Below are 16,528 nucleotides of genomic sequence, written 5' to 3'. Positions count from 1 at the left end.
GAACAAATAATGAGGGTTTTGCTGAAAAAGGCAATTAATCAAACGGGAATTGCTATGCAACGTCATCAAACCATTATTCAGGGAATTAAATGGTTTGTTGTTGCAATTTATTTTTTGCTTCTGATTATTCCCGCCTTAATGCATTTACCCCCAAAACATTCGCACATTTTTAACAATATTGTTTTATTTGCCCAATTTGTTTTTTGGGGGATCTGGTGGCCCTTTGTAATATTGTCAATGTTATTTATAGGACGAATTTGGTGTGGTGTATTTTGTCCAGAGGGAACTTTGACGGAATGGACATCCAAAAATTTCGGACGAAACAAGAAAATCCCCCGTTTACTCAAATGGAGAGGTTGGCCGGCGATTGCTTTTATATTAACCACTTTGTATGGACAACTTATAAGTGTTTATGATTATGCGATACCTGCATTATTGATACTGGGAGGTTCAACAGCAGCAGCAATAGTTATAGGCTATCTATATGGAAATGGTAACCGTGTCTGGTGTCGTTATCTGTGCCCGGTTAATGGTGTGTTTAATCTTCTTTCTCGGCTTTCTCCTTTTACTTTTAAGACAGATCAGCAAAAATGGTCAGAATTTCAAGAAAAAGAAAATTCAAATCCGCATTGCCCACCAATGATTAATATTCGACAGCTTCATGGCGTTTCAGCTTGCCATATGTGTGGACGTTGTGCAGGCTATAGAAATGCTGTCAGTTTGCAGACGAGATCCGTGAATGAAGAAATTCTTGTTTACGGTAATGAACAGCAAAATATTTGGCAGATCAGACTATTGTTATTCGGTATGATTGGCGTTGCTATTGGAGCATTTACGTGGACGGTTTCGCCTTGGTTCGTTTATTTTAAACAATATTTGGCAGAATGGTTGGTTAATCATGAAATATTTTGGCCATTGAATGCAACGGCTCCCTGGTGGATTTTAACGAATTACCCTGCCAACAATGATAGTTTCAATTTGCTGGATGGCTTTTGTGTCAGTTTCTACATTCTTGGATCCGGAATCCTTTATGGCGTGTGGTTAACATTGATCTACAAATTTTTGGCCAGACTTTATCATAAACCTGATTTTTATCTATATTTTTCCCAAGCGCTCATACCTTTGGCAGCGGCAGGTCTTTTTCTCGGTCTCAACGCAACAAGTGTCAAATTACTTCAATATGAGGGGATTGTCTTTTGGTGGCTAAAGGACATGCGTGCGATTATTCTAGGGGGCGCCAGTATTTGGAGTTTATACTTGGGCTATAAAATTCTTCGGAAATATAATAAATATTTTTATCAAATGTTTTTATCGTTTACCCTTTATACTGTATCTGTAATACCCGTTGTTGGGGCATGGGTTTTAATGTTTTGGATATGGTAAATAATTGAAAACATTAATAAATGAAAACCCTATCTTTTTTATTCTGTAAATAGGGTCGGTCTTTATTGAACCCCTATTATATAAAATAATAAGGGTTTGTGTTTTATAAATCAAAATTGATATTAATCTATTGTCATTAAAGAGGCATTTCCCCCTGCAGCAGTCGTGTTATTGCTTATGGAGATCTCTTCCATGAGAAGATCCGTATTTTCGAAATTTTCATCTACATCTAGTGCAGAAATAATTCCATTGTCTGAAAATGCCATGTTCTGACGAGCCTCTTCAAATTCGGGAACATCTTTTTCACCCAGAATGATCGTGCAAGGTTGCTCATTCATTGATTTTACCTTTCTGATGTGTAATGACAATTCATGGGGCAATTGTGAATACCATTCTGTGATCTGATCAGGTGCAAAAATCAGGACTGAATTTCCACATTTCAGGGATAAGGAAATTTGTCTCAATAAGATATCTCGTGTTTTAGCGATACATAATACTGTTCCTCGTGGTGAGAGAGAATAAATATTTTTTTCTCCTACTGGTCCATTTAATTCAATATTTGAATTTACTATTGTATGGGATAACAGATTTTTTGCTGTAGAAACAAAATTCTTTTGATTGTTAGTCAACCAGTCCAGCCACTGCTGTGCAATGGGGGGTAGAGATTGTTTGGGGAATTCATCGAAAACGGGGCTTTGTTGCAACATCCTTCTTAGAATGAAGGGTGCACCTGCCTTTGGACCTGTTCCGGAAAGACCTTTTCCCCCAAAAGGTTGTACGCCAACAATCGCCCCGATGATATTACGGTTAATGTAGATATTACCTGCATTAATTTTTGTTGTTACATCCTCAATGGTTTCATCAATACGGGAATGAATACCAAACGTTAACCCAAATCCTGTTTGGTTTATCGATTTAATTATATGGTCAATCTGATCTCGTCTAAATCGAACAACATGAAGGACAGGACCAAAAACTTCATCAGGAATATCGGATATCTGATTGATTTCGATTATGGTCGGCATCATAAATGTACCATTTTCTGTTTTTTCAGGTAAAGGTAGGGACCAGATCTTAAATCCTTTCTTTTTCATATATTCGACATGATTATTTAGACGATTTAATGCATCCTGACTGATTACAGGACCTATGTCGGTTTTGAGAGAAAGAGGATTATCTATAATAAGCTCCTTGGTTGCACCCCGTAACATGGTAATAACCCGATCCGCGCAATCTTCCTGAACGTACAATACCCTTAGGGCAGAGCATCGTTGACCGGCACTGTCAAATGCAGAACTGATGATATCAACAACAACTTGTTCAGCGAGGGCAGAGGAATCAACGATAAGTGCATTTTGTCCGCCTGTTTCAGCCACAAAAGGAATAATGTTGCCTGATGGAGATCTTCTGCTGGCAAGATTTTTAGAAATTTCACGGGCAACTGCTGTTGATCCTGTAAACATTACTCCATGGACTTCCTTATTTGAAATAAGAGATGCCCCAATATCTCCCTTACCGGGTAATAATTGAAGAATTTCTTCCGGTATACCCGCTTCATGCATAATTTGAACTGCCTTAGTGGCAATTAAAGGCGTTTCCTCGGCTGGTTTGGCAATAACAGGATTTCCGGCAGCAAGAGCTGCAGAAATTTGCCCGATAAAAATGGCCAGTGGGAAATTCCATGGGCTGATGCAAACAACGGGTCCACTCAATGGTGCGTGAGTATTATTATTGAAAGTTCTGGCAACTGTTGAACCATAGTATCTGAGAAAGTCAATTGCCTCTCTTACTTCAGCCAGGGCATTGGGAAAAGATTTTCCCGCTTCACGAATAATCAATCCCAATAAAGGATACAATTGCTCTTCCAAAAGATCTGCAGCTTTCAACAAGGGAACAGCCCTTTTATCAGGATCCAATCCAGCCCAGTCCTTGGCACCCTTTACTGCCGATTTGAACGCACGATCAATTTCCGCTTGTGATGCCTCGATAACTGTCCCTACCTTATCGTTATGATCAGCAGGATTTAAAACATCCAATGGTTTGTTTTTGAACTTAGTTTTCTTTCCTGCAAGAATTGGAAATGCTTCCCAAGATGCTGGAGAATCTTTAAGGGCCTTAGAAAGATCATGTAGAATAAATTCATTGTTGAAATCAATGCCTCTTGAATTCAGTCTTTCCTGACCATAAATGGAGCGTGGTAAACGGATGGCTGGATGAGGACTGCCAACAGGATTTATTTTCAGAGCTTCATCCACAGGGTTTGCAATCAGTTGATCAATTGAAATATCACTGTTGCCAATCTGGTTTACAAATGAAGAATTAGCTCCATTTTCCAATAATCTGCGAACAAGATAAGCAAGCAAAGTTTCATGTGTTCCTACAGGGGCGTATATACGACATGGTCGTGAAAGATCACCCGCTTGTACGATTTTGCTATATAACTGTTCACCCATACCATGGAGACACTGAAATTCATATTGTTCAATATCATAATCTTTTCCTGCAAGTGCATAAATTGTTGCAAGTGTTCGAACATTATGTGTGGCAAACTGTGGAAAAATTGCGTCTCTATTGGACAATAATTTTTTCGCGCATGCAATATAACTAATATCTGTATGAATTTTGCGGGTATAGACAGGAAAATCGGATTGACCTTCAACCTGCGCTTTTTTAATTTCACTGTCCCAATAGGCACCCTTTACCAAACGTACCATCAATCTGCGGTTTGTTCGACGAGCCAGATCAATCAAATAATCCAGGACATAGGGAGCCCTGCGGCCATAAGCTTGGACAACAAAACCAATACCGTTCCAGTTTTTCAGATCTGGGTGATTACATAAGGCTTCCATCAAATCAAGAGAGATTTCAAGGCGTTCACTCTCTTCTGCATCAATATTGATGCCAATATTATATTGGCGTGCAAGACGAACCAAATTCGTTAAAGTCGGAAGGAGTTCTTTCATGACTCGGTCATATTGGGAACGAGAATAACGGGGGTGTAAAGCGGATAATTTAATGGATAATCCAGCACGTTCATAAACCGAGTTTCCATGTGTTGAACGACCGATTGCATGCAAAGCATTTTCATAATCAACCCTGTAACGTTCCGCATCTTCTTCTGTTATCGCAGCCTCGCCAAGCATATCGTACGAATAACGAAATCCGATATCTTCCATTTTTCTGCTTTGATTTAAAGCCTCTTCCATTGTTTGGCCAAGAACAAATTGTTCACCCATCATGCGCATAGCCCGATCAAGGGCGATACGGATTATGCTTTCACCTTGCCGCTGTACCAATTTTGTAAGGGTTGCTGCAAGATTTTTTTCTTTTACAGGCGTAACGAGTTTTCCTGTCAAAGCAAGTCCCCATGCGGCGGCGTTGGTGAAAATAGGTTTCTTGAAACCTGCATGTGATATCCAGTCACCAGTGCTGATCTTATCCCTGATTAATGCATCACGTGTTTCAGTATCAGGAATGCGTAAAAGAGCTTCGGCAAGGCACATAAGTGCAACGCCTTCTGCGGAAGATAATGAGAACTCCTGAACAAGAGTCTCGACACCCTTCAGGTTACGATGTTCTCTTAAATATTGTGTTAATGATCTTGCATGTTCCGATATCTGTCTGTTCATTTCATCAGATAGGGTAGCTTGTGGAAGTAGGGTTTTGACACATTCCGTTTCTGGAAGCCGTATTGTCGCCGTAATTTTATCTCTTAAAGAGTTCTGAGTGCGTATATTATTGTCAAATTGAGAAAAAACAGACATAAAAATCCTCGAAACTGAAAATATAATATTTAAGATTATGTCGCTTCTTACATAATTTATCCATTGAATAAAACAAGAATTATATAAATATGATAATTTTATTATAAATTTTATGTTTATTTATTGAGCTATTGTTTTAATTTAATAATGAAAAAACAGGATATGAATTATGTTTACGTAATTATGTATTTAACTGCAACGTAATTATTATATTGTAATTTAATCAGCGATTGTTGGTTTTACCTTATGGAAGCAACTGAAAATATTGCATATTATTTGAGATATTGATTAAAAGTGACAGCTTAATGAATCGTATATTTGGTGATACGTTATTATTGTATTTTTATAGTAAAAATTGTTTTCGATTCTGTTTGAGAATATGGTGTTCATTAAAAATGGATATTGAATAATTTGTTTAATTTATTTTCAAAAAAAATCATTCCATTAATAGGTTGTTTATTTTTTTCAAGTTGTAATCATTCACAAAAATCAATTTTGTATCACTGGCAAAAAAAACAGCAAATGATCGTTGTTATAACTGATGGATGGTATAGTAATAGGGGAAAGTTATACAAATTTGAATATTTGCATTCAAAATGGCACAAAAAAGGAAATGGTGTTTCTGTATCTCTAGGTAGTCAAGGATTGGCTTGGGGCAGGGGATTGCATCCATTTATCCAAGAAGGTCTGTATAAAAAAGAGGGTGATAAGCGCAGTCCTGTTGGAATATTCAAAATAGGCTTTGCATTTGGTTATAGGAATAATCTTTCAATAAATTATCCTTACCATGTCATGACACAATATGACTACTGTATTGATGATCCTACATCGTCTCAATATAATCAAATTATTGATAAACAAAATTTTTCTTTAAAAGAAAAATTTATTTTGTCTGAACCTATGCGTAGGGATATTCATTTTAGAGGGGACCAACTTTATAAATTAGGTTTTGTCATTGAACATAATGAGAAGAATATTCCTCATTATGGAAGCTGTATCTTTGCACATTTAAGAAAAAATGCGAATGCGGTGACTTCAGGTTGTACAGCAATGGATGAAAAGGATATGACACAAATTCTTAGATGGCTTAATCCTGATTATCATCCAATTTATGTATTATTACCTAAAGTTGTTTATCATCGGAAACAACAGGTTTGGAATTTGCCATCTATGAAAAATGATTAAACAGTTTTGCGAAAAATTGGAAATGCGCCCTGCTGGATTCGAACCAGCGGCCCACAGCTTAGAAGGCTGTTGCTCTATCCAGCTGAGCTAAGGGCGCAAAAAATAATTTCAGTGAGTCCAGTTCATTTTCCGATTGTTGTGAAAATTATCTTCATAATTTTTGACAACATAATGATGACTACCTGGTTCTTCCAAATCATAAGCAATTGAATTTTTTTCTGCATATTGAATTGCTTGATCTTTTGTAGGGAAACTGAGTTTTACTTCAGTTTGTGTCTCACTACATCCTACCCATCCAGTTAGGGAATCGTGTGATCGAGGGGAGGATTGTCCATAATCAAGAATCCATCTATGACTGCGAATTTTACCAGATTGTGTAGCCTTTTGAGGGCATTTATAAATTCGCGCCCGTGTCATGAAAACCTCTTTTGCTTATTAAAAAATACCCAAGGATTTTAACCCAAGGTCTTTATTAATGGTCGGGGAGCCCGGATTCGAACCGGGGGCCTCTTGTACCCAAAACAAGCGCGCTAGCCAGGCTGCGCCACACCCCGAATGGCCCTATAGCTATCCTGTTCTGCGCTATAAGGCAAGTTATTTTTTATAAAATATGCTTTTTTTTATTTTTTTTGGGATTTGATAAGAGGGGGTGCAAAGGCGGGGGCCATATCCCATGGGAACAGGATCCACATATCCTGTTGAACTTCCATGATAAATTGGTCAGTATATTCCTTGCCGGCAGGTTTGGCATAAAGGCAGGCAAAATAAGCTTTTGGTAACAACTTACGAATAGCTTTGGCAGTAATTCCCGAATCAACAAGGTCGTCAATAATTAGAAAACCATTACCATCTTCGGTAATGGAGGGATTTTTAATGATATTTAATTCACCTCTTTTTTCTTCATCATAAGTGACAACTGATATTGTATCAATCAAACGAAGTTCCAATTCACGTGCAATAATTCCCGCGGGAATTAACCCGCCACGTGTTATCGCGATAATTCCTCTGAAATTAAAATTGCTCAAGCGTTCAGATAATATACGGGCATCTTTGTGTAATTGATCCCAGGAAACGGTCATATATTTGGTAGCCATTAAAATAAAGAACCTCCATTTGGAATTGAGTAATCTGGCTGAATAGGAATGTAATAACTTTTGGAATCAGGCATACAAAGCACTATCGTGTCGAATGCAGTTGATCCCTGATGGTTGAAAGGTAAATTAATAATGGCACAAACATGTTTTTCCAAGAGGGATTCTGGCAAAAGAGTGGGTTAATTAAGTAAAAAAAGTATTTTTGGAACCAATGACTGAATCAGAATCAATTTTTAAAGGAAAACTTCCCTGTTTATTGCTAGGAGTTACCCTTTAGATTGAACCTGCCCTGAAGTTTGATTTATCACTCATAAAGAATCCATGGTAAAACGGTAAAGAATTTATAACGAAACGATCCAAACAAATATATCTTGTTTATTTTAATATGGGAAAATATTAATGTAAAATGAAACTGTATATTTTATGATTACAATATTTGTTACAGTTATTAAATATAGGCTTTTAAATATTGGAAATTCGTTTCAAGATTTCAGAAGTCAAGACGGATTATGTGAATATGGATAAGAAAAACCTAATTTCTTATTGTCTAGACAGTTTGGTTGTCATCTTAATTTTTTTAAGTGCATGTTCAGCTTCTGATACACCTCCTCAAAATAGTATGAGGTTAACCTCAGACAGGGTCGCTCGTTTTTCGATGCAAAGCAGGGATTTCGATATAACTGATAGATCAGAGCTTATGCGTGCTGTAATGAATGTTGTCCAAGATCAGCATTATGTTATAAGAGAGGTGAATGCGGGGGTTGGCACCTTATATGCAGACCAGACATATGATATTGGTCAGCCTTTGAGTTTTTTTGGAATTCCGATCACTCATTTTCATCAAAAACCGTGGGCGGGTGGAAATTTGGCAATTCAGCTGGGACCGTTTGAACTGGCTGGTGGACAAAATAGTTTATATGTTGCCAAGAAAAACAGTTCTGTTTCTGTTGTGCTTTTGCCTTTGGAAAATAATAAAAAAGGATTTCAAATTCATGTTTCAATTGAAATGCGTGATTTTTACAATGACGGACATGTCGGTGAAATCTGGTTAGTCCGGGATCCAAAAATTTATCAGAATTTCTTTGATGCTTTGTCAAAAGCAATTTATTTACAGGCTCAATCCTAATGAAAATTTTTCATTTATTTTCTGTGGTCGTGGTTTTATTGTTGGCAGGATGTAATGGGAATTCCATACCAACAAGCCTGAGATTAACTGATTTACCGACAGGTCAGCTTCGTAATATGCAAATGCGGCAATTTGATCAGTCAGATATAAATAGGGTTAATCAAGCCGTAATTAAAACACTGGTCAGTCTGGATTTTCAAATTGTCAGGGTGGATGATCTAAGCCATCTGATTGAAGTCATACGTCTGGAAAACGGACATATTATGCAGGCAAATATAATGTTAATATCAATGGTGAACCATGGTACGACAGTTCGTATAGCTTTGCGCTACAATCAATATCCCGTAACGTCACCCCAAGTTTATCAGGAATTTTTTGATACGTTGTCACGTAATTTATCCTGATCTTTAATAAATGGCGTTGGCGTTCAAGAATGTGGCTTGAGATAACTGATTAAAAAAATTTTGATAGAATTCAGGGTTTTTGTCCAATGGCAAGTTATTCATACGAGCCATAGCCCTGACGATAATATGATCTTTATTGGGTTGTGTCGTAACGGTAATTTCAATTATGTCATCTGTAAAATGGGTTGCCGTGACAAAACCGATCTGATCATTTGATCTCACAATGATATATCCCATGTCTTGCAGCGTAGATGAAATGGCCTGGATCATTTTTTGCTGATCCGTAGTTTCAAATGATCGACTCTGAACAGCCCTTAGTGCAAGAGTCTGTTGCGGTTTTGCCAAAACAGTTTGAAGCGGATTTAATAAAACCATGATCCCAATGAAGATTTGGCCCCAAAGGGATATAGAAATATATATACGAGAAAATGTTTGCATTCCTAGAAATTGCTATATCTATAAGAATAATCTCTAACTTTTTGATTATGGTCAAATTTAACAATCAAGGTGAGTGTTCGTTGTGACGTGCTGGATGTATTGGCTTTGTTTCCCAACCCGAGGATAACAATGGTTGCCCATCCTCCCGAACTGGAATGTGTACGCATGGTTGAAATTCGATCATACACCCATACTTCCTGATGTTGATCATCGGAAGTTACAATATTGGGTGGCCCAAAAATTTCAACAACCGAGGCATTACTCATACCTTTATGAAGTTGGCTTTCAATGGTTCCAAGAGTCAGATGGGCATCTGTATTTTGAGCCGTCTGAGCATCTTGGGTTTGTTTTGATGCTGATTCACAACTAGCCATGAGTAAAACTGTGGTGGGAATAATCATATATTTGAGAAAGCGCATGATGTTTGTCCATAATTAAATAGAAAAGCCATTATTTACAGTAAGATTAAAATGGTTGATTTTGCAAGAATAGTGATCGGGATAGTGGTTCAAAAAAATTCTTTTGATAAAAAACAGGGTCTACTATATTTTCATATCCGGTTGAGGAAGCGCTGAAATTATTGTAAATTTGTCCATTGACTCTTACAGCAAATTTATTTTTATCAATGGAATATGTCATTACACTCAAAATTATATTGCTGTTTTGTTGTGCCGTTACCTCGGAACTGTCCAAATTGACTTTTACAATATTAAAACCTTGATCCTGCAGTGTTGTAATAATGGTTTTCAACAAAATATCTTGATTAGGTGCCTCGAATGTACGCGTTTCATTTACACGTTTTTGAGTGGCGGGAAGCATAGATTCATTATTGTTTGAACAAGCTGTCAGTGAGAAACATGACAAGCCTAATATGCAAAGAAAAAATTTAAGTGTCATTTTCATCGGGATGTGTAATTTTGATGAAGGGATCGTGAATAGGAAAAGGCATCAAAAAACTGTTGATATGTTACAGGGGATCGAATGATTTCAGATTGTCTTGGAGGACCACCGTTTAAATTTGCACCTTCTTCACCATTATAAAGTGGATAGGCACTTAAGGATAGGCGTGCAATGATTGTATGAACAGAATCATTTTTTGAACTTAAAGTTAAAGTTGCCAAAATAACCTGATTTAAATCAGGATGAGTCTGGTTGGCAGCGATAAGCCCCATGGCAGGTGAAGTTTCTGTAATAATAAATCCAAGATCCTGAAAGGTAGACAAAGCAATTTGATAGGCTTGAGAAGAAGATAAATTCGGGAATTCCCTTGTCTGTAAAGTCCGAATTTCCATTGTTGTCAAAGACTTGTCATTTTTTGCATGAGCAGATAAGGGGATTAATGCCAATGTAATTCCGATAATGATATTCAAATTCAAATAATTTTTGATAGTTAGCATTGGTGTATCCGATTTGGAAAATCATTCCGTTATTTTTTTACATTTGAAATTATTATAATATAATTTGGTAAAAAGGTTTATTTAAAAATCCTAATTTGATTTTTTCAATTATCTTAAATTATTTTTTGTTTTTTGTCTTTAAAAATGAATAGTTTTGGCAAGTTTTGCCTGATTTTATTTTATTGATAATTGCTTGTTATACGGGACTCAAAGCTTGGCTTTGTTATGCCATACTTGGCAAGAATATAACATTGGATTACTATCATTAAGTTTAAAAGATATTTCATAAAATTTGCGAGCAAATATGACATTATTTCTTCTTGACAAACAGAATCTAAAAAAATCAGAAATAATGACTATTAATGATCAAATTATATATGAAAAATACGATTTGATCATCAAAATTTTTTCTCAGTATTGTCCAGATATACAATTGGCTGAACCTGTTGTTACAGAAAATCAAAATAAAGATACGTTATTGATTTCCTGGTATGTGGATACCTTTGAAGAGCCAAAAATAATAACTGGGCCGCAAAAGCAGCAAATTTATCAGAAAATGGCTATTTCATTTAAAAATTTGTTTAAAAATATATCCAGGGACAGTTCGAGCGGAAAAATTGTTGAAGCTGTTTTACATATTACGGATTTTAGGGATATTCTTATAAGCGGGGATAAGATAATTATTAAGAATTGGGGAGGAAATTCTTTTCAGGACAATAAAAATTCAGGAATATATTTACCATCCTTGTTTGAATTTTCATCTGAGCCCAAACCTGCAAAAGACGTCATTTCACATTTCTCTGATGAAAAAAAGGTTAATGGACAAATAAAGTCATTTATTAAATCACGAGAAAATTCTACGGTAAATCCTAAAATATCATTACGTTTTCGGTTTTTGACAAATTTCAAGAATCAATTTGTTTTATCTCGATTAATAGCGGCGATTTTGTTTTTTTTTATAGGTTTATTGTTGGGTTGGCGAATAATATTTGCTGAACATCCAATCAAAATTAATGGAATTACAGTTCGGGAAGCTCATAATCTTGTTAAACAATATCCGCAAATAGAGAAATCCAATCATGATCTGGAAACAGAAATTAAGATTTTGAAGGATAGGTTAAAAAATCCACCCTGTAACATAAGGGAATCTCGTGCAGATCCATCATTAAATAAAAGTTTAGAACATCCATTTACACCAATGACTTCAACCGGAAAAATTTTTGAAGGTAGTTTACCGGAACTGCTTGAAAAAAGTACTGTTTTTATAATGGTGTTAAAGGACGATGATGTATCTGCCGCTTCGGGTACAGGATTTTTCGTCACATCCGACACAATCGTGACTAATCGACATGTGGTTGAAAATGCCAAGAACAATTCTGTAATGGTTACCAATAAATCCTTGGGACAGTTGAAACTTGCTCATGTTGTTTCTGTAAGTCAGACTATAGAAAATGGAGGACTGGACCTGGCAATTCTTAAGGTTGAAAATGCGCCACCGCAACAACCTCTGAGTTTTTCATTAGATGCACGACCCTTACAGGATGTTGTCGCTGCAGGTTATCCGGGAATCATGATAAGCCAGGATGATGCGATGCAAAGACTGATGAAGGGTGATCTACAAGCAATTCCTGGTGTTATATTGACCAAGGGACAGATTAACGGAATTCAGAATAATCACAATGGAGAAAAAATAATGCCTCATAGCGCAATGGTTTCTCCGGGTAATTCTGGAGGTCCACTGGTTGATCTGTGTGGAAGGGTAGTTGGAGTAAACACGTTTGTAACGATGGATCAGTATACATCCTCCCATGGTAATTATGCCCAAAAATCCGACATGATTGTTAGAGTTTTACAATCCTCAAATCTACCTATCCAGGTTCAATCGGGAGCCTGTCAGCCTGAACCGGTTGAAAAACAAGACCAATCGACTGACAAGCCCGCATTTAAATCTGACAAATCCGAGCAGGATAATAATCAATCATCTTCTGATCCTATTGAATCTAAAAAGGATAATTCAAAATGAAATTGCAATTTATTCCAGGAAGACCGATTGTTACAACCAATTTCAATAAGGCAAAACCCCTTGGAATGAATGGTCAGTTGATATTGGAAAACTGGCATATTCTGTATGATCTTTTGAAGAAGAATGTCGGTCCTGAATGTGCCGCTTTATTGCTTGAACCTCAATTGGATCGGGGACGAGGAGAGGTTGATTGGTATTTGCCTGTCGACAGCCAAAATCTCCCTGTCAAACATTTATCAAAAGAGGAGAATTTAAAAGAGGCGTATGATTATATCGAAGAAGGGAAAAAATACGCTCAGTGTTTGATAAACTCTCCAGATTCATTGCAAAAGCAAAAAGGCAAGCTTCTTTTGGATGCATTACAATTTCCCAATGACGAATTCATAATCGCAACCCCTCATGGACCAGCCATATTGGAATGGGGACATGAATCAAATCAGCCTTATTCAAAAAAGGAAGTTTTGTCCGCCAAGGGAAAGGAGAGGAATATGAAAGTTATGACAATTCTCCCTCCTCCAGTTTCACTATTTAATAATCGCATTGAGAACAAAAATTTTTGGCCATGGATAATAAGTGGTCTCATTTTACTATTATTGATGATATTGCCATGGTGGAAAGGAATCATATCAATAAATTATTGTCGTTATTATTGGCTTTTACCTTTGGTGTTGTTTTTTTTGACATTGCTTGTTGTTGGCGTGATGCTAAAAAAACAAAATGATCTTCATTCTTTGGTCAATAAGGAATGAACCTGATGGTTTTGGTATTAAGTCGACAAAAAATCAATCGGTTAAAACCTCTTTTTAATCGGCAACAGAATTTTTATCGTCAGATATATAATGAAATATTAACCTATAGTGATGCGGATCACGCAAGAATTTTTGCTCAGCCAGAATTCAATAACGATATCGTTCGTTGGAATGCGGAGGGACAAACAAGTTTTTCATGGAAAGAACTTGATCAAAATCAGCAGCAAAAATTATTACAGGCAACACGTTCAATTTTGCTGGATATTGAGGAAATCATTCAACGTTATCCTGGTCTCACGCTTTCAAGATTTTTCAATCAATGCCGTCAATTTCCTGGCTTGGATTTTTTGTATGCTGTTGATGGAAAACCTGTAATCACTGCATGGGGTTTTTCATGTGACCAGAAAACCTATGATCCATTGATGGGTATTGAGAGAAAAAAGAGAAATCATTTGTTTTTTTGGAACAGATTTCCTTGGATTACAGCATTGAGTGCTTTTGCATTAGGTATATTAACGTCAATATTTTGGACGGATGAAGATTTAAATGGAAAAAAATGTGAAATCATTTATCCTTCGGAAAATAAAGTCAGGCATGTAATGAATGACAAAAAACGTCAGGATCAATTGGCGGATGAACGAAATAAATTACTTGAACAGTGGAATATTTTACAAAATCAATGTCGAATTCCTTCGGTAAAACCCTTAGTACCTATTGATCCAATAAAAATTGACCCTTTACCATCTCCTGAACCATTACCTGAAATACCATCCCTGAAAGATAATGCGAATTTACCTGATATAGACAATTTACAGAAAAAAAATGTTCCAAAACCTCCCGTAAATTCAACTGTTCCACCAAAAACAGATGTTAAATCCAATAACAAGGTTGATCTTCCAAAAGAATCTTGGAACAAGAAAGACACGACAATGTTAAAGGGATGTTGGCATTTGACAACACATTTAGAATTATATACGCACGGTTTATTTTTCAATTCTCATCAACCTGTAACCAACTGGTCCTTGTGTTTTAATCCGAACGCGGCGGGTCATCAGGTTTTAACAAGGCGAGATGGTGGGACATGTCAGGGACCTTTATATGCCGGGTTTCAGGGCGAACAACTTGTACTGAATCAACCAGAGGACTGTCAGGGGGATTTTCATCTTATCAGTGGTAAAAATGTTTGTACAAGATTGAATGATCGCGAAGCAAGATGTACATATATAGACGCAAATGGTCATCAGTCCACAGGTATATTTAAACGATAATCAAGATGATGTTTCGTAATTATTTATTTTTAATTTACAGTTTATTTTTATTTTGCTTGCAAGTGAATGCTGCGGAACAAACATATTATTTGGATGGACATGAAGGAAATTGGACAGCGTTTCATTATTCACATATGAAACAGCAAATTGATTCATGTCATGTTCTTTCAAATGATCTGGTTCTTGGGTTTGAAAGGGATGCAAATAATGTTGGTTTGATTTTATGGGATTCAAAAGGTAAGCAAATTTCGGGTAAAAATAAAAATATAGCCTTGACAATTAATAAGGAACATTTTTTGTTCACGATGAAAGCGATGGATAAGAATATGTTGATGAATCGTTTGAATTTAAGGGATTTCAACTATTTGTTGCAAAAATTATCCTATGCAGATTTGGTTGTTGTTGAATATGGTCAGCAACCCGTAAATATTGTTGATTTGCTTGGATTGCCATCCATGTTAAGTAAGTTTAATTATTGTATAAGCCAAGCTAAATTTGGATTTTCAGAAAAATGAAAACCATTTTCCCTAAAATATATATATTTAGTTTGGAAAATGGTTATTAAAGATAAGAAAAACAAAAAGTTTTTATTTTACTACTTTTACCCATTGATAGGGATCAATGACATTTCCGAATTGAATGTCAATCAAACTTTTACGAAGGTCTTGGGTAATTTTTCCTGATTTACCTTCATTTATAATATATTCGCCTTTTGAGTTTTTTATTTTTCCAATAGGCGTAATGACAGCGGCAGTGCCACAGGCAAAGATTTCAGAGATTTTTTTTGATTGAATATCGTCAATCAATTGATGGATTGAATATTTTTCCTGTTTAACGGTCAGTCCCTTATCTTTTGCTAAGGTAATAAGAGAATCACGGGTTACCCCAGGTAGAATGGTTCCACTTAAGGGGGGGGTTAGTAAAGTTCCATCTTTGAATACAAAAAAGATATTCATCCCTCCCATTTCCTCAATCCATTTATGCTCTATAGAATCAAGAAAAATAAGTTGGTCGCACTGATTTTTTGTAGCTTCCTGTTGGGCGGCAAGGCTGGCGGCATAATTTCCGCCACATTTAACCTCTCCAGTTCCACCGGGGGCCGCCCTTGTATAGAATTCAGAAACCCATACAGATACAGATTGCGCATCTTTGGAAAAATAGGAACCGGCTGGCGAGGCAATCAGCATAAACAGATATTCCGGAGAAGGTTTAACACCAAGATAAGGTTTGCTGGCAATCATGAAAGGACGGAGATATAGAGAACCTATCTCCTGGTCTGGGATCCAGTTCTTTTCCGCTTTAACAAATTCATTAATGGCTTGTAAATAGAGTGATTCAGGAAGTTGGGCCATGGCAAGCCTTTTGGCCGAATTGGCAAAACGTTTGGCGTTGGCTTCGGGTCTGAATAAAAGAATACGACCATCATTTGCCTTATAGGCCTTCATGCCTTCGAATATTTCTTGTGCATAATGAAAAACGCAAACGGCAGGATCCAAACTAATTGGTCCGTAAGCCTTGATTTCCGCATCATGCCATTTTTTTTCATCATTATAATGAATTACCAACATATGGTCTGTGAATTTTTGCCCAAAACCAGGTTTTTTTAAAATTGCCTCACGTTCCTTTTTTGACAGGCTGTTTGGATTTTGGGAGAATTTAATCGGAAATTGTTTTCCGGAATTCATTTTCTTATCTTT

At 36.5% G+C, this 16,528-nt stretch carries 16 protein-coding genes and 2 tRNA genes; 8 read left to right on the top strand and 10 right to left on the bottom strand.

Annotated elements, in window-relative coordinates; translation table 11 throughout:
* Positions 1-9: 9 nt before the first annotated feature.
* Positions 10-1,383 carry a 4Fe-4S binding protein gene (locus H3T46_RS02160; protein WP_155571978.1) on the top strand — a complete coding sequence of 458 codons (1,374 nt, stop codon included), beginning with the start codon at positions 10-12 and terminating at the stop codon, positions 1,381-1,383.
* Positions 1,384-1,505: 122 nt separating this feature from the next.
* On the opposite strand, the gene putA is transcribed toward H3T46_RS02160, so the two are convergent.
* Positions 1,506-5,147 carry a bifunctional proline dehydrogenase/L-glutamate gamma-semialdehyde dehydrogenase PutA gene (gene putA / locus H3T46_RS02155; protein WP_198197285.1) on the bottom strand — a complete coding sequence of 1,214 codons (3,642 nt, stop codon included), beginning with the start codon at positions 5,145-5,147 and terminating at the stop codon, positions 1,506-1,508.
* A 522-nt stretch (positions 5,148-5,669) separates the two neighbouring features.
* On the opposite strand from putA, the gene H3T46_RS02150 reads away from it, so the two are divergent.
* Positions 5,670-6,332, top strand: a complete 663-nt coding sequence (locus H3T46_RS02150; protein ID WP_198197284.1) for a L,D-transpeptidase — start codon at positions 5,670-5,672, stop codon at positions 6,330-6,332.
* A 23-nt stretch (positions 6,333-6,355) separates the two neighbouring features.
* Here H3T46_RS02150 and H3T46_RS02145 read toward each other — a convergent pair.
* From H3T46_RS02145 to gpt, 4 genes are all read right to left on the bottom strand, one after another.
* A tRNA-Arg gene (locus H3T46_RS02145) sits at positions 6,356-6,429 on the bottom strand.
* Between the two features lie 11 nt (positions 6,430-6,440).
* Positions 6,441-6,749, bottom strand: a complete 309-nt coding sequence (locus tag H3T46_RS02140) for an NADH dehydrogenase ubiquinone Fe-S protein 4 (protein WP_122123665.1) — start codon at positions 6,747-6,749, stop codon at positions 6,441-6,443.
* A gap of 59 nt (positions 6,750-6,808) precedes the next feature.
* Positions 6,809-6,886, bottom strand: a tRNA-Pro gene (locus H3T46_RS02135).
* 66 nt (positions 6,887-6,952) lie between these two features.
* Entirely contained in the window at positions 6,953-7,426 is a 474-nt protein-coding gene (gene gpt, locus H3T46_RS02130; RefSeq protein ID WP_110438092.1) for a xanthine phosphoribosyltransferase, read from the bottom strand.
* 517 nt (positions 7,427-7,943) lie between these two features.
* Between gpt and H3T46_RS02125 the strand changes: the two genes are divergently transcribed.
* On the top strand, positions 7,944-8,552 hold the full coding sequence (locus tag H3T46_RS02125) for a hypothetical protein (protein WP_155565538.1): 609 nt from the start codon (positions 7,944-7,946) through the stop codon (positions 8,550-8,552).
* Positions 8,552-8,956, top strand: coding sequence for a hypothetical protein (locus H3T46_RS02120; RefSeq protein ID WP_110438090.1), 405 nt, complete (start codon positions 8,552-8,554; stop codon positions 8,954-8,956). The genes H3T46_RS02125 and H3T46_RS02120 overlap by 1 nt, the downstream gene beginning before the upstream one ends.
* Before the next feature lie 3 nt (positions 8,957-8,959).
* On the opposite strand, the gene H3T46_RS02115 is transcribed toward H3T46_RS02120, so the two are convergent.
* The 4 genes from H3T46_RS02115 to H3T46_RS02100 form a co-directional block, all read right to left on the bottom strand.
* Entirely contained in the window at positions 8,960-9,331 is a 372-nt protein-coding gene (locus H3T46_RS02115) for a DUF1499 domain-containing protein (protein ID WP_146206640.1), read from the bottom strand.
* Between the two features lie 65 nt (positions 9,332-9,396).
* Positions 9,397-9,813: an outer membrane protein assembly factor BamE gene (locus H3T46_RS02110; RefSeq protein ID WP_198197283.1), complete on the bottom strand. Its 417-nt coding sequence runs from the start codon at positions 9,811-9,813 to the stop codon at positions 9,397-9,399.
* A gap of 46 nt (positions 9,814-9,859) precedes the next feature.
* Positions 9,860-10,291 carry a hypothetical protein gene (locus H3T46_RS02105; protein WP_155568178.1) on the bottom strand — a complete coding sequence of 144 codons (432 nt, stop codon included), beginning with the start codon at positions 10,289-10,291 and terminating at the stop codon, positions 9,860-9,862.
* A 2-nt stretch (positions 10,292-10,293) separates the two neighbouring features.
* Complete coding sequence (locus H3T46_RS02100) at positions 10,294-10,791, bottom strand: hypothetical protein (protein ID WP_198197282.1); 498 nt, start codon at positions 10,789-10,791, stop codon at positions 10,294-10,296.
* Positions 10,792-11,095: 304 nt separating this feature from the next.
* Between H3T46_RS02100 and H3T46_RS02095 the strand changes: the two genes are divergently transcribed.
* The 4 genes from H3T46_RS02095 to H3T46_RS02080 are packed head-to-tail and all read left to right on the top strand — an operon-like array spanning position 11,096 to position 15,346.
* Positions 11,096-12,814, top strand: coding sequence for a serine protease (locus H3T46_RS02095; RefSeq protein WP_198197281.1), 1,719 nt, complete (start codon positions 11,096-11,098; stop codon positions 12,812-12,814).
* The gene (locus tag H3T46_RS02090; protein WP_198197280.1) at positions 12,811-13,563 is read left to right on the top strand and encodes a hypothetical protein; all 753 of its coding nucleotides are present in this window, start codon (positions 12,811-12,813) and stop codon (positions 13,561-13,563) included. Before H3T46_RS02095 ends, H3T46_RS02090 begins: the two co-directional genes overlap by 4 nt.
* Before the next feature lie 5 nt (positions 13,564-13,568).
* Positions 13,569-14,831 (top strand): hypothetical protein, encoded by a 1,263-nt coding sequence (locus tag H3T46_RS02085; RefSeq protein WP_198197279.1) that lies wholly within the window; start codon positions 13,569-13,571, stop codon positions 14,829-14,831.
* A 5-nt stretch (positions 14,832-14,836) separates the two neighbouring features.
* The gene (locus H3T46_RS02080; protein WP_198197278.1) at positions 14,837-15,346 is read left to right on the top strand and encodes a hypothetical protein; all 510 of its coding nucleotides are present in this window, start codon (positions 14,837-14,839) and stop codon (positions 15,344-15,346) included.
* A 72-nt stretch (positions 15,347-15,418) separates the two neighbouring features.
* On the opposite strand, the gene H3T46_RS02075 is transcribed toward H3T46_RS02080, so the two are convergent.
* On the bottom strand, positions 15,419-16,516 hold the full coding sequence (locus H3T46_RS02075) for a branched-chain amino acid aminotransferase (protein ID WP_198197277.1): 1,098 nt from the start codon (positions 16,514-16,516) through the stop codon (positions 15,419-15,421).
* Between the last annotated feature and the right edge of the window lie 12 nt (positions 16,517-16,528).

This window comes from Commensalibacter sp. M0133 (assembly GCF_016101485.1).
Taxonomy (GTDB): domain Bacteria; phylum Pseudomonadota; class Alphaproteobacteria; order Acetobacterales; family Acetobacteraceae; genus Commensalibacter; species Commensalibacter melissae.
Note: the sequence above shows the minus strand (reverse complement) of the source record. Positions and strands in the feature narration are given on the sequence as shown.